This is a genomic window from Georgenia subflava (assembly GCF_009193155.1).
GTDB lineage: Bacteria > Actinomycetota > Actinomycetes > Actinomycetales > Actinomycetaceae > Georgenia > Georgenia subflava.
In genome coordinates, this window is the sequence record NZ_VUKD01000001.1 from 497,697 (window position 1) to 510,869 (window position 13,173).

General features: G+C 73.1%; 15 protein-coding genes. All 15 read right to left on the reverse strand.

Annotated elements, in window-relative coordinates:
- Positions 1–38: 38 nt before the first annotated feature.
- Positions 39–1,319 (reverse strand): hypothetical protein, encoded by a 1,281-nt coding sequence (locus GD748_RS02240; RefSeq protein ID WP_152193566.1) that lies wholly within the window; start codon positions 1,317–1,319, stop codon positions 39–41.
- Positions 1,294–3,351, reverse strand: coding sequence for a flagellar biosynthesis protein FlhA (flhA, locus tag GD748_RS02245; RefSeq protein WP_152193567.1), 2,058 nt, complete (start codon positions 3,349–3,351; stop codon positions 1,294–1,296). The genes GD748_RS02240 and flhA overlap by 26 nt, the downstream gene beginning before the upstream one ends.
- Positions 3,348–4,448 carry an EscU/YscU/HrcU family type III secretion system export apparatus switch protein gene (locus GD748_RS02250; protein WP_152193568.1) on the reverse strand — a complete coding sequence of 367 codons (1,101 nt, stop codon included), beginning with the start codon at positions 4,446–4,448 and terminating at the stop codon, positions 3,348–3,350. The genes flhA and GD748_RS02250 overlap by 4 nt, the downstream gene beginning before the upstream one ends.
- On the reverse strand, positions 4,445–5,182 hold the full coding sequence (locus tag GD748_RS02255) for a flagellar biosynthetic protein FliR (RefSeq protein WP_405002656.1): 738 nt from the start codon (positions 5,180–5,182) through the stop codon (positions 4,445–4,447). The genes GD748_RS02250 and GD748_RS02255 overlap by 4 nt, the downstream gene beginning before the upstream one ends.
- Before the next feature lie 8 nt (positions 5,183–5,190).
- Positions 5,191–5,463 (reverse strand): flagellar biosynthetic protein FliQ, encoded by a 273-nt coding sequence (locus GD748_RS02260; protein ID WP_152193570.1) that lies wholly within the window; start codon positions 5,461–5,463, stop codon positions 5,191–5,193.
- The gene (gene fliP / locus GD748_RS02265) at positions 5,463–6,425 is read right to left on the reverse strand and encodes a flagellar type III secretion system pore protein FliP (RefSeq protein WP_152193571.1); all 963 of its coding nucleotides are present in this window, start codon (positions 6,423–6,425) and stop codon (positions 5,463–5,465) included. The genes GD748_RS02260 and fliP overlap by 1 nt, the downstream gene beginning before the upstream one ends.
- Positions 6,422–7,027, reverse strand: a complete 606-nt coding sequence (locus tag GD748_RS02270; RefSeq protein WP_193312784.1) for a FliO/MopB family protein — start codon at positions 7,025–7,027, stop codon at positions 6,422–6,424. The genes fliP and GD748_RS02270 overlap by 4 nt, the downstream gene beginning before the upstream one ends.
- Entirely contained in the window at positions 7,027–7,716 is a 690-nt protein-coding gene (fliN, locus tag GD748_RS02275) for a flagellar motor switch protein FliN (protein ID WP_152193572.1), read from the reverse strand. Before fliN ends, GD748_RS02270 begins: the two co-directional genes overlap by 1 nt.
- Positions 7,713–8,630, reverse strand: coding sequence for a flagellar motor switch protein FliM (locus GD748_RS02280; protein ID WP_226920669.1), 918 nt, complete (start codon positions 8,628–8,630; stop codon positions 7,713–7,715). Before GD748_RS02280 ends, fliN begins: the two co-directional genes overlap by 4 nt.
- Before the next feature lie 60 nt (positions 8,631–8,690).
- Entirely contained in the window at positions 8,691–9,188 is a 498-nt protein-coding gene (locus tag GD748_RS02285) for a flagellar basal body-associated FliL family protein (RefSeq protein WP_152193573.1), read from the reverse strand.
- A 23-nt stretch (positions 9,189–9,211) separates the two neighbouring features.
- The gene (locus GD748_RS02290) at positions 9,212–10,060 is read right to left on the reverse strand and encodes an OmpA/MotB family protein (protein WP_152193574.1); all 849 of its coding nucleotides are present in this window, start codon (positions 10,058–10,060) and stop codon (positions 9,212–9,214) included.
- Positions 10,057–10,821, reverse strand: coding sequence for a motility protein A (locus GD748_RS02295; protein ID WP_152193575.1), 765 nt, complete (start codon positions 10,819–10,821; stop codon positions 10,057–10,059). The genes GD748_RS02290 and GD748_RS02295 overlap by 4 nt, the downstream gene beginning before the upstream one ends.
- A complete protein-coding gene (locus GD748_RS02300; protein ID WP_152193576.1) occupies positions 10,822–11,094 on the reverse strand; it encodes a flagellar FlbD family protein in 273 nt (90 codons plus the stop codon).
- Positions 11,095–11,403: 309 nt separating this feature from the next.
- The gene (locus tag GD748_RS02305) at positions 11,404–12,585 is read right to left on the reverse strand and encodes a flagellar hook protein FlgE (protein WP_152193577.1); all 1,182 of its coding nucleotides are present in this window, start codon (positions 12,583–12,585) and stop codon (positions 11,404–11,406) included.
- Positions 12,586–12,639: 54 nt separating this feature from the next.
- Positions 12,640–13,173 (reverse strand): flagellar hook assembly protein FlgD, encoded by a 534-nt coding sequence (locus GD748_RS02310; protein WP_152193578.1) that lies wholly within the window; start codon positions 13,171–13,173, stop codon positions 12,640–12,642.

The window sequence follows — 13,173 nt, forward strand, 5'->3', positions numbered from 1 at the left end:
AGGCGGCGCCCGGCGCACGGAGGACGCGGCGGCCGGGCCTACTGGTCCGGGCCCGGCTCGTCCGCCCGGGCGAGGGCCTCCTGGAGCAGCGCCGCCCACAGCACCGGGGTTGCCACGAGCCCGTCGAGCCAGCCGACCCCAGGCCCCAGGCCCAGCAGGTCTCCGGGCCGGTGAGCCCGCCAGGTGTGCTGGCCGGCGATGGCGTCGACGCGCGGCACGGGGAGCTCGGCGAGCTGGGCGGCCAGCTCGCCCGGCGAGCGTCGTGCGTCCAGCGCGGCCCAGATCTGGTCCGGGGCCAGCGCGGCCAGGACGTTCTCCACGAGCCGACGCTCGGTCCCGGCCGAGCGGGTGTCGGCGAGGACCAGCAGGACCTCGTCTGCGCTGTCCGCCCGAAGGCGGGCCGACCGGCGCGGGCTGCTCAGCCGCGCGTCGCTGCCCGGCAGCGCGCTCTCGGCACCGACCGAGACCAGCTTGAAGGGGTGCTCGCGCAGCCGGATCAACAGCTGCGCAGCTGTCTCGAGGACCTCTTCCGCCCCACCGACGACGGCGACGACGCGGCCCGGCCGCAGCATCGGGCGCGGCGGGCGGGGCAGCCGCGCGCTCAGCGCCAGGAGCGCCTCGAGCGGGTCCCGGCCGAGCCGGGCGGCGGTGGGGAGGAGCCGTCCCGGCACGCCGAGGTCGTGCAGCCGCTCGACGGCCGAGCCGTGCGCGGCGACGGCCGGTCGGGCGGTGCCGGCGGTCCGGGCCCCAGCCGTGGCAGCGGTCCCGACGGCGGCCGGACCAGGGCGGGCCGCCCCGTCCGATCGTGCACCGGCTCCGGTCCCGTCCGCACCGGCCGACTTCCGCCCAGCGGCGGCGACGGCGTCCGGTGCCGCCGACGTCGTCCCACGGCCCGGCGTGTTCGCCCGCGCCTCGACACCCGGCTCGGCGCTCGCGTGGCGCACCGGTGCCCAGCTGGGCGCGGCCACCGCCTCGCCGACGCCGTCGCCCGCCTCGGCGGCGGCGAGCAGCGCCGCCAGGCCGGCCGCACCGGCGCCGGACGCTCCTCCAGGCCCGGGCCGCGCCGCGCCGCCAGCCCCGGCACCGGCCCCCGCTGCGCCGGCCGGCCGACCACCGCGCGGCGTGGCTGCCGGTCCGGCACCCCCGGCCCCACCGGCGTCGTCGGCGACCTCGACGGTCACCTCGTAGCGGTTCTTGGCGAAGGGGCCGACGCCGCGCCGGACCCGTTCCGCGCGCTGGACGCGGCCGCCGAGCTCGCGCGCCCGGGCCAGGAGCGGGTCGAGCTCGTCGCCGTCAAGCAGCAATAGCGTGTCCGACACCGACCACTCCGACCGTCTCGATGGTCAACGAGGTGCCCGAGACCTCGCTGTAGGAGAGCACCGCCAGGTGCGCGACGGCGAGCACCGTGATGCGGCGCAGCGCCGGGCGGATCGCCGGAGCGCACACGAGCACCACCTGCTTACCACCGGCCTCGGCCGCCTGCACCTGGGCGCGCACCGACTCGAGCAGGCTCTCGACCCGGTCCGGGGACAGCGAGAGCTGGGTGCCCGCGTCGCCGGGACGCAGCGCCTCGAGGAGGATCTGCTCGGTGGCCGGGTCGATGGTCAGCACGCGCAGCACCCGGTCGGTGGCGTTGCGGTCGACGATGGTCTCCCCCAGCGCCACCCGGGCGGCCTCGACCAGCCCCTCGGGGTCGGTGGCGACCTTGGCCCGCAGGCTGAGCGCCTCGTAGATGCGGCCGAGGTCGAGGATGGGCACCTGCTCGGCGAGCAGCCCCTGCAGCACCCGCTGGACCTCCCCCAGCCCGAGCATGCCGGGCACGAGCTCCTCGACCACCGACGGGTTGTGCTGCTTCAGCCCCTCGTTGAGGACCCGGACGTCCTCGCGCCCCAGCAGGCGAGGCGCGTGCTGGTTCACGATCGAGGACAGGTGGGTGATGACCACGGACGTCCGGTCGACCACGGTGGCGCCGGCCATCTCGGCGCTGTGCCGCAGCTCGGCCGGGATCCACTTGCCGGGCAGCCCGAAGACGGGCTCGTGCACGAGCGTGCCGGGCAGGTTGTCCAGCCCGTCGCCCAGCGCCAGCATCCGCCCCGCCGGCGCCTGGCCCCGCCCGACCTCGACGCCGGACATCTTGACCGAGTACGTGGCGGTGGGCAGGTCGAGCGAGTCGCGGGTGCGCACCGGCGGGAGCACGAACCCCATCTCCAGGGCGGTCTTGCGGCGCAGCGCCCGCACCCGGGCGAGCAGGTCCTGGTCGGCCGAGCCGCCGACGAGGTCCACCAGGTCGGGCGCCAGGAGGATCTCCAGGGCGTGGACCTGCATCTGCTCGAGGAGCTGCTCGGTGGTCTCGGGCGCCGGTGCCAGGGCGGTGCCTGCGGCCTCGGTCTGCTCCGCCGTCGCCTCCTGCTTCTCCTTGGCGCCGACCCGTTGGGCGAGGAGGAGCAGGATCGCGCCGACGACGATGAACGGCAGCTTCGGGATGCCCGGGATGATCGCCATCACGACGGCGGCCCCGCCGGCGATGGTCAGGGCGTTGCGGGACTGCAGCAGCTGAGCGGAGGCCGCCGAGCCCATGTCCGCCTCCGCCGTCGCCCGGGTCACGACCAGGCCGGTGGCGACCGACATCAGCAGGGCGGGGATCTGGGTGACCAGGCCGTCACCGACGGTGAGGATCGCGTAGGTCTCGATCGACTCGGTGGCGCTCATGCCGTGCTGGAGCATGCCGATGATGAAGCCGCCGACGAGGTTGATGATCGTGATGACCACACCGGCGATGGCGTCACCCTTGACGAACTTCGACGCACCGTCCATCGCGCCGTGGAAGTCGGCCTCGGCGGCCACCTCCGCGCGGCGGCGCCGGGCCTCGTGCTCGTCGATGAGACCGGCGTTGAGGTCGGCGTCGATGGCCATCTGCTTGCCGGGCATCGCGTCGAGCGTGAAGCGGGCGCTGACCTCGGCGGCCCGGCCGGCGCCGTTGGTGATCACCGCGAACTGGATGACCACCAGGATCATGAAGATCACCAGGCCGATGACCAGCGAGCCGCCGACCACGAAGTGCCCGAACGCGTTGATGACCTCTCCGGCGTAGGCGTCGCGCAGCACCAGCCGGGTGGAGGCCACGTTGAGCCCGAGCCGGAAGAGCGTGGCGATGAGCACCAGCGAGGGGAAGATCGAGAACTCGAGCGGCTTCTTGATGTACATCGTGGTGAGCAGCACGAGCACGGAGACGGTGATGTTGACCGCGATGAGGACGTCGAGGAGCCCGGCCGGCAGCGGGACGACCAGCATCATGACGATGGCCACGACGCCGACGGGCGCGAGGGCCTGGGCCAGCTTCTTGTTCTTCACTGCCGGGCCTTTCCTGGGGGCGGGACGCGGTGGGTGCCGGCGGCGGCGCCGCGGCGGCGCAGGGACATCACGAAGGCGAGCACCCGGGCGACGGCCTCGTACAGGTGCTCGGGCACCTCGTGGCCGATCTCGCAGGCGGCGTTGAGGGTGCGGGCGAGCGTGATGTCCTGCACGACCGTGACGTGGTGCTCGGCGGCCCGCTCGCGGATCTTGGCGGCGATGTGGCCCTGGCCCTTGGCGACGACCCGGGGGGCGCCCTCGCCGGGCTGGTAGCGCAGGGCGACGGCCACGTGGGTGGGGTTGACGACGACGACGTCGGCGTCGGCCACCGCGGCCATCATGCGGTTGCGTGACATGGCGAGCTGCAGGGCGCGGCGCTGGCCCTTGACGTGCGGGTCGCCCTCGGAGGACTTGTTCTCCTCCTTGACCTCTTGCCTCGACATCCGGGTCTGCTTGCGGTTGCGGCGGATCACCACGACGACGTCGAGGACGGCGAGCGCGAGCCCGGCCACGACCGCCCAGATGAACAGGCTGGCGACCCGGTCGCCCACCTCGCCGATCACCTGGCTCAGCGAGACGGTGCCCGAGCGCAGCACGAGGGGGACCATGCCGGCGATGGCGAGGTAGAGCACGGCGCCGACGACGAGCGTCTTGAGCAGCGCCTTGGCGCCCTGCCACCAGGCCTGCGGGCCGAGGATGCGCTTGAGGCCCTTGACCAGGTTGAAGTTGGTGAACTTGGGCTTGAGCCTCTTCCCGGAGACGTGCACCCCGCCCTGGGCGGCCGAGCCGATGATCGCGGCGAGCGCGGCGGCGGCGAGCACGGGCACGAGGGTGAGCAGGACCGAGCCGAGGCCGTCGGAGAGGGCCTGGACCGCCGTCGCCGTCTCGGGGGCCTCGACGACGTTGCGCACCTGGTGGACCTGCTCGCGCCCGGCGTCGGCCGCGGCGGAGATCGCCGCGGGCAGCGCGAGCGCCGCGGCGCCGACGACGAGCCAGGCGGAGAGGTCCTGGGAGCGGCCGAGGCCGCCCTCGTCGCGCACCTTCTTCATGCGCTGCGGGGTGGCCTGCTCCGTCTTCTCCTGCGCGGAGGAGCTCATCCGGTCACCTCCACGACCGAGCCGAGCGCCTGCTCGGCGAGCCAGGTGACCACCCGCGGCAGCGCGAGCAGCGCGACGGTGCCGAGCACCAGGGTGATGAGGATCTTCAGCGGGAAGCCGAGCGCGAACGCGTTGAGCGCCGGGGCGACGCGGGTGAGCAGACCGAGCCCGACGTCGGCGAGGAAGAGGACGGCGATGAGCGGGCCGGCGACCTGGAGCGCGGCGAGGAACATCTGGGTCAGCGCGTCCGTCATGCTCGAGGCGAGCCGGCCGAGGTCCAGGCTGGCGCCCAGCGGGAGGGCCGCGAAGGTGCGGGCCAGCCCGCCGACGACCAGCTGGTAGCCGTCGGAGACGAAGAGGAGCACCGTCGCCGCGAAGGTGTACAGCTTGGCGAAGGGGCCGCCGGAGGTCATCAGCATCGGGTCGAAGGCCACGCCCATCTCGAAGCCGCCGAAGACGTCGATGAGCCGACCGGCGGACTGGACGGCGGCGAAGATGATCATCACCAGCAGGGCGAGGCCTCCGCCGATGACGGCCTCGGAGATCAGCTGCCCGAGGAACGCGGCGGTGCCCAGCCCGCCCTCGGCGAGGTCCGGCTGCAGCGCCAGGGCGAGGCCGACGCCGAGCATCGCCTTGACCGGTCCGGGGACGCCGCCGTGCGAGAACGGCGGGGCCAGGACGAGGAAGACCGTCACCCGGACCGCGGCCAGGACCAGTGGCTCGAGGTCGCTCACGAGGTCCATCAGCCGGCCAAGAGCTGGGGTATGCGGTCGAAGAGGGCGTGGGTGGTCATGACGAGCTCGGACATCATCCAGTTCCCGGCCAGCATCAGGGCGACGCCGACCGCGACCGCCTTGGGCACGAAGCTGAGCGTGATCTCCTGGATCTGGGTGACGGACTGGAGCAGCGAGACGGCGAAGCCGACCACCAGGGCGGTGACGAGGATCGGCATCGCGAGCTTCGCGGCGAGCTCGAGACCCATGGCCCCGATGTCGAGGACGGCGGTGGTGTCCATCAGTAGCTCCCGACCAGCGAGGTGACGATCAGACCCCAGCCGTCGACGAGGACGAACAGCAGGATCTTGAAGGGCAGTGACACCATCACCGGCGGCAGCATCATCATGCCCATGCTCATCAGCGCCGCGGAGACGACGAGGTCGATGACGAGGAAGGGCACGAAGATGACGAAGCCGATGATGAAGGCCGCCCGCAGCTCGGAGAGCATGAAGGCGGGGATGAGGGTCTGCATGGGCACGACGTCGGGGCTGGCCGGGTTGGGCAGCTCCGCGGCCCGGGTGAGCAGCGCGATGTCCTCCTCGCGGGTCTGCCCGAGCATGAAGGTGCGCAACGGGGCCTCGGCGGCGCCGAGCGCCTCGGTGAAGGTCATGCCGCCGTCGAGGTAGGGCTGCACGGCGGCGGAGTTCACGTCCCCCAGCACCGGCGCCATGATGAAGATGGACAGGAACAGGCCGAGGCCGGCGAGCACCTGGTTGGGCGGCACGCCCTGCAGACCGAGGGCGTTCCGGGTCAGCGCCAGGACGACGAAGATCTTGGTGAAGCTCGTCATCATCAGCAGCAGCGACGGCGCGACGGCGAGCAGGGTGATGCCCAGCAGCACCACGATCGAGGTCGACGGCGCCGAGGAGCCATCGAGGTTGATGCTGACCAGCGGCTCGTCCGGGGCGGCCGGGTCCGTCGGCGGGACGGGGTCGACCGGGGCCCCCAGGGCGGCGGTGGCGCCGAGCACGACCAGGCCGAGGGCGACGACGACGGCGAGCGCGAGCGTGCGCACGGCCGTTCCCGCGGCGACGCGCCTCTCGCCGCCGGGGGTGGCGAGCACGGTCCGGCCGGCGTCCGGCGCGACGAGCACGTGGTCGGCCTCCGGCGCGGCGAGCACGCGGTCGGCGCGCGCGGCGAGCACGGTCCGGCCGGCGTCCGGCGTCGAGCAGGGCCGTGCCGCGGGTGCGGCTGCGGTCATCGCCGGCCCCGGTCCTGCAGCACGGCGCGGGTGCGGGTCCAGCTCGCCGGGTCCAGGATCGAGCCGGCGAGCGGGCCGGTGCCGGTCGGCGCGGCGGTCTCCCGGCGGCGGGCGCGGTGACGCGGTGCGGGGTCCTGCTCGGCGAGGATCGCGGCGAAGCTGTCCTCGGTCCGGGCCTCCGGCGCCGTCGCGAGCCGCAGCTGGCTGCGCCGGGACGCCACCGAGCGGCGGGTGGCCCCCGCGGCCAGGGCCGCGACGTCGGCGCCGTCGGGGCGGTCCTCGTCGCCGGCGCCGTCGACGGCACGTCCGGCGACGCCACCTGCCGCGGCGGCGTCGGCGCCCTCCTCGACGGCTGGGGTGTCAACCTCGGTGAGCAGCCGCACGCCCGCGTCGCTGACGCCGATCACCAGGGTGCGGCCGGCGACCTCGACCACGCTGATGCCGGAGTGCCGGCCGAGGGACTGCCGGCCGAGGACGGTGATGGGCACCCGACGGGTCGCCTGGCCACGCCCGCCGAGCTGGCGGGCGCAGAACCACAGGACGGCGAGGACTATCGCGAGCGAGAGGACGACGCGCAGCCCGACCAGCAGGGTGTCGACCACTAGCCCAATATCTCCGTGGCGGGCACGATCTCGCTGACGCGGACGGCGTACTCGTCGTCGACGACGACGACCTCGCCCCGGGCGATCAGTCGCCCGTTGACCATGATGTCGGCGGGGCTGCCGGCGGCGCGGTCCAGCTCGAGCACCGAGCCCGGGGTGAGCCCGAGGACTTCGCGGACGGGCAGCCGGGTGCGACCGATCTCGGTGGTCAGGGTCATCTCGACGTCGTAGAGCACCCGCATGCTCGCCGGGGAGCTGGCGGGGGCCGCGGTGCCGTTGCTGCTGAGCGCCGGACGCTCGCGCAGCCCGAACCACGCCTGGACGACGCCCTGGGCCTCCAGTGCGTGCACGACGACGTCGGCGCCGGTGAGGACCTCGGCGACGGGGCGGGTCGCGGCGGCGCCGAGCACCCCGGGACCGAGAGCCTTGGCGGCGGCTTCCAGGGCGGGACGCAGCGCCTCGGCCAGGGACAGGTTGCCCACGGCCATCGCCTCGGTGACCGCCTGCTGCGCGACGACGACGAGCTCGGCGCTGGTCTGCCCCACGAAGCTGGCGACGACGGCGACGCCGTCTCCGGCAGGACGCTCGCCGGGCCCGGCCGGGCGGGCCGCGAGCGGCACGGTGGAGGGCAGCAGGCCGGCCAGCGCCTCGGCGGCACGCAGCCCGGTGGTGGAGGCGGTCGGGTTCATGAGTTCTCCTTGACGTGGACGACCAGGCCGGCCAGACGGGACCCGTGCGTGCCGGCGGCAGCCTGGGCGAGGACGCGCTTGCCGACCACCACGTCGAGCGGCTGGGCGGCAGGGTGGTGCAGGGGCAGCAGGTCCCCGACGGCGAGCTGCACGACCTCGCGCGGGTGGACGGTGACGGGCCGGAAGCGCACGCTGACGTCGACCGGCACCTCCTGCACGGCGACCGCGAGCAGGTCCTTCTGGGTCGCCTCCTGGGCGAGCTCCTCGGCCGTGCGGGTCTCGTGGTGCTCGCCGTCGCGCAGGGCGGTGATGAGCCCCTCGGCGGGGATCATGACGGTGGCCGGAACGGCCTGGCCCTCGACCTGCAGCTCGAAGCGCGCGGTGATCACCGGCGTGGAGGCCTCGGCCGCCTGGATGAACTGCGGCGTGTACTGGATGTTCCGCAGCTCGGCGTCCAGGGGGAGGATGCCGGCGAAGGAGTAGTTCAGGTCCGTCAGGGTGCGCCGGAGCAGCTCGCGGATGAGCTGCTGCTCGATCTCGGTGAGCTCACGCTCGGCCACCGCGCCCGGGTTGCCGGGTCCGCCGAGCATCTGGTCGACCCAGATCAGCGCGGAGTCGAGCGGGAACTGGACGACGGCGGTGCGCCGGCCGGGCTCGACGGTGCAGACCACCATGGTCGTGGTGGTGGGCAGCGAGGCGATGTACTCGTCGTAGGAGCGCATCTCCACGCCGGTCACGCTGGCCTGGACGCTCACGCGCAGGCGCGCGACGAGCTGGTTGGCCCAGTGCCGCGCGAAGGTGCCGAACGCCATCTCCAGCAGGCGCGCGTGCTCCCGGGCCAGCGTCATGGGTCGCCGGAAGTCGTAGGCCGCCGGACCCTTGCCGGCGGCGGGCACGCTGGATCGGACCGTCACACCTGGCTCATCGGCCGGTGTGCGGTCGTCTTGAGGGAAACGGGAGGTGGAGTCAGGTCCTCACTGTGTGACGAAGTCGGTGAGGTAGACGTCCATCACCTCCTCCTCGAAGGTCTCGGCGAGCAGGGTGACCAGCTCCGTCTTGAGCTCGGCCCGGCGGGCGGTGTCGTTGACCTCGGCCATCGTCCGGCCGGAGTAGTGGGCGATGGCCACGTCGAGGGCGCGGGCGGTGCTGATCTCGCCGTGCGCGTCGGCGGTCATCTGCACGGAGAAGCCGAGCCGCAGGTAGTGCCCGTCGGCGAGGTTGACGCTGACCGGGTCGATCGGCACGACGACACCCGGCTCGGGGGCGGTGTCGACGGCGCCGGCGTCGGACGGGCGCAGCAGGAGGTAGGCCGCGACGCCCACCAGCGCCAGCACCAGGACAGCCAGCACGACCAGGGCCTTGCGGCCGCGCCGGGGGGCCGGGGCCTCGGTGTCGCTCACGCCGCGCCGCCCGCTGTCGGCCGGCGAGCCGGTGACGTTGACGGGGCGTCCGACCACTCGTTGCTCAGCCATCTCAGAGAACCTCCACGTCCATGTCAGACTCCTTCCGCCTCGGCGACCACCTGGGGCATGAGGGCGCGGACCGCCTCCGGCGCGTCGGAGAGCACGACGACGTCCACGCGACGGTTGACGGTCAGCGGGTCGAGGTGCGACTCGGGCAGCGGGTGGGCGTCGCCGAACCCGATCGCCCGGGTGCGGCCCGCCGCCACGCCGCCCTGCTCGACCATCCGGCGCAGCACCTGGGTGGCCCGGTCCGCGGAGAGCTCCCAGTTGGTCTCGTACCGCCCGGTGACCGGGAGGATGTTCGCGTGCCCCTCGATGGACAACGGGTGCGTGTCCTCGGCGAGGATCGGCGAGAGCGCGTCGATGACGGTGCGCGAGTCCTCGGTCAGCACGGCGCTCTCGGCGCCGAAGAAGACGTCCTCGCTGACGAGACCGATGACGAGGCCGCGGTCGGTGATGGCGAAGGTCACGTCGCTGGCCGCGTCCCGGCTCTCGAGCGCCTGGGCGAGGCGGTTGCGCAGCTCGAGGAGCTCGGCCACCTCCGCCTCGGCCTGGATCAGGTTGCCGGCGTGCTCGGCGCCCTGGACGGGGCCGCCGGACTCGTTGGTGACGTCCGGCGGGTCCGGGACGACCGAGTCGGCCGCGAGGACTCCCTTTCCGCCGTCGAGGACCTGCAGGTTGGTGCTGGAGGGCTGCCCGAAGCTGGCGGCGAGGGACTCGCGCAGGGCGAAGAACTTCTGCTGGTCCACCTGGCTGATGGCGAAGAGCACGATGAACAGACACATCATGACGGTGACCATGTCCATGTAGCTGGTGGTCCACCGCTCGGTGTTCGCGTGCTCCTCCTCCGCCCCGCCGCGGCGCCGCCTGGTGGACCTCATGCCGCCTGCTCGGCCTCGCTCGCGGGGACCAGGGAGTGCAGCCGGTCGCTGACCATGCGCGGGTTCGCGCCGGACTGCAGGGCGAGCAGCCCCTCGAGGGTGACCTCCATCTGCGCGCACTCGAGGTCGGAGAGCCGCCGGAGCCGGCCGCCGATGGGCAGCCAGATCATGTTGGCGGAGAGGATGCCCCACAGGGTGGCGACGAAGGCCGCGGCGATCAGCGGCCCGAGGCTGCCGGGGTCGGTGAGGTTCTCCAGGACGTGGACGAGGGAGACCACCGTGCCGATGATGCCGATGGTGGGGGCGTACCCGCCGAGGTCGTTGAAGAACTTCGAGGCCACCCGGTCCTGGCTCCGCTTGGTCTCGATGCGGTCCTCGAGGAGGGTGCGCAGCTCCTCCGGGTCGGCGCCGTCGATGGCGGCGATGAGCCCGTCGCGCAGGAAGTCGTCCTCGATCTCGCGGGACTCGTCCTCCAGGGCGAGCAGGCCCTCGCGCCGCGCCCGGTCGGACAGCGCCACGATGGTGGGGATGGTCGCGCCCTGCCTCGGCGCCTTGGACGTGAACGCACGCGGGAGCGCCTTGACGGCCGCGAGCCCGTCCTTGAGCATGCCGCCGGCGAGGCCGGCGCCGATGGTGCCGACGAAGACCAGCAGCATGGGGCCGGGCAGCAGGATCGAGGTGACGTGCGTGCCCTCGAGCGTCATGGCCCCCCACACCGCCACGAAGGCGACGACGAGGCCGACGATGGTTGCCGGATCCATCTACTCTCCCCGGTGTCGGGTCGGCAGCGGAACCACGTCGCCGGTCCCGCGGGGCGGGGCGGTCTCTGACGTCGCCGGGCGGCGGAGGGAGCGGGCGACGACGGCGGCCCGGTGCTCCTCGATGAGGCGGACGACCTCGTCCATCGGCTCGTTCACGATGTACTTGGTGCCGTCGAGCAGCACCAGGATCGTGTCCGGTGTCGCTTCGATCCGCTCGATCAGGTCAGGGTTGATCGCGAACGGCTGGCCGTTGAGGCGCCTCACGATGATCACGGTGGTTCCATCCTGTTAAACCGGGGCCCATCCATGAGCCCCGGCAGGCCCTTCCATGAGCCTGCACCCCACTAGATCGGCCGGGACCGTCCGGTGATGAGGGTTCCGCGGCGGCGGCATCCCGCGCGGGCGCACTCCACGCTGGCGCCCGCGCACCCACCCACCGCCGAGCGACACGTTCCGCACCGGCCCAGACGCCCGCGGGCAACCGGAACGTGTCGTTCGGCGCAGGGTGGGTATGCCCGGGCATGCGTGCGACGAGGCCCGGCCGGTTGCCCGGCCGGGCCTCGTCGTCAGCAGTCGTCGACGTCAGCGCTTGAGGTTCACCAGCTCCTGGAGGAGCTCGTCGGAGGTGGTGATGATGCGGGAGCCGGCCTGGAAGCCGCGCTGGGCGATGATCAGGTTGGTGAACTCCTGCGAGAGGTCCACGTTGGACATCTCGAGGGAGTTGCCGGCCAGGGTGCCGCGGCCGCCGGTGCCGGCGATCCCGATCTGGGCCTCGCCGGAGTTGACCGAGGTGCGCAGCAGCGAGCTGCCCGCCTTCTCCATGCCGGCGGTGTTGGCGACGTTGCCGACGGCAAGCTGGGCCACGGTCTGCTTGAGGCCGTTGGAGAAGGAGCCGATGAGCGTGCCGTCGGGGTTGAGGCTGAAGGACTGCAGCGTGCCGGCCGCCTGGCCGTTCTGCGAGGTGGCCTCGACGGTGGTCAGCCCCGCGAAGCCGGTGAGCTGGGACAGGTCGACGGAGTCGATGCCGCCGATCGCGAAGCTCGGGTCGCCGGTGAGCAGGCCGTCGGCGCCGAAGCTGAGCGAACCGGTGCTGGTGGCGCCGTCGAGGTCGGCCGAGTAGCTCCAACCGTCCGCGTCGCTGTGGGTGAACGTGACCTTCAGCTCGCGCGCGGTGCCGTCGGCGTCGTGGACCTCGATGGTCCGTTCGAGCACGGTGCCGTCCTCGGCGTCGGCGGGCAGGTTGCCGGTGAACGTGGCCGTGGTGGTGGCCTGGGCGCCCATGATGCTCGCGATGGGCAGCGTGACGTTGCCCAGCGGACCGTTGAGGTCGACGTTCCCGCCCACGTCGGCGGTCCAGCCCTGGACGAACGCCCCCTCGGCGGTGACGAGCTGGCCGTTGCCGTCCAGGCTGAACGCGCCGGCCCGGGTGTAGAGCTGCTCCCCGCCGAGCTGGACCACGAAGAAGCCGTCGCCGGAGATCATCATGTCCAGCGCGCGGCCGGTCTGCTGCGCGGCGCCGGGCGTGTAGTCGTTCGTGATGCCGGCGACCTGCACACCGAGGCCGACCTGCGCCGGGTTGGTGCCGCCGTTGCCGGCCTGCGGGGCGCCGCCGGCCTCGATCATCTGGGACAGGGTGTCCTGGAACTGCGTACGCCCCGCCTTGAAGCCGGTGGTGTTGACGTTGGCGATGTTGTTGCCGGTGACGTCGAGCATCGTCTGGTGGGAGCGGAGGCTCGAGATGCCGGAGAAGAGCGAGCGGAGCATGAGAGGTTCCCTTCGGTGGGGCGGGTGCAGGTCGGGTTCGTGGGGGCGGGCAGGTCAGGCGATGGGTGAGTCGGCCGTGCCGGCGCCCGCATCGGGATCGGCGGGACCGTCGTCGGCCCCGTCCGGGTCGGTCTCGGGCGACGCGTCGTCCCCGGGGTCGGTGGGCGCACCACCGGTGGGTGCGCCGGCGATTGCGCTGATGGCGTCCAGCGGCACGCCCACCCCGCCCACGACGAGGACCGGGACCTCGCCGGAGAGGTCGACGGCGTCGACCGTGCCGGACACGATCTTCTCGCCGTCGAAGTACGCGACCTGCTGACCGACGAGACCGGCGGCCGAGCCGCGCTGCTGGAGCGCGAAGGTCTGCTGCGACAGCTGCGTCATCTCGGTCAGCTGCTCCATCGTGGCGAGCTGGGTGGTCTGCGCCATGAGCTCGGACGTCGACAGCGGCTCGCTGGGGTCCTGGTACTTCAGCGACGCGACCAGCAGCTGGAGGAAGGCGTCCTTGTCCAACGTCTGCGTCGGCGCCTCGGTGGCAGGCGGAGCGGTGTACTGCGCGGTTAGGCCGGAGACGGGGTTGACGGTCAT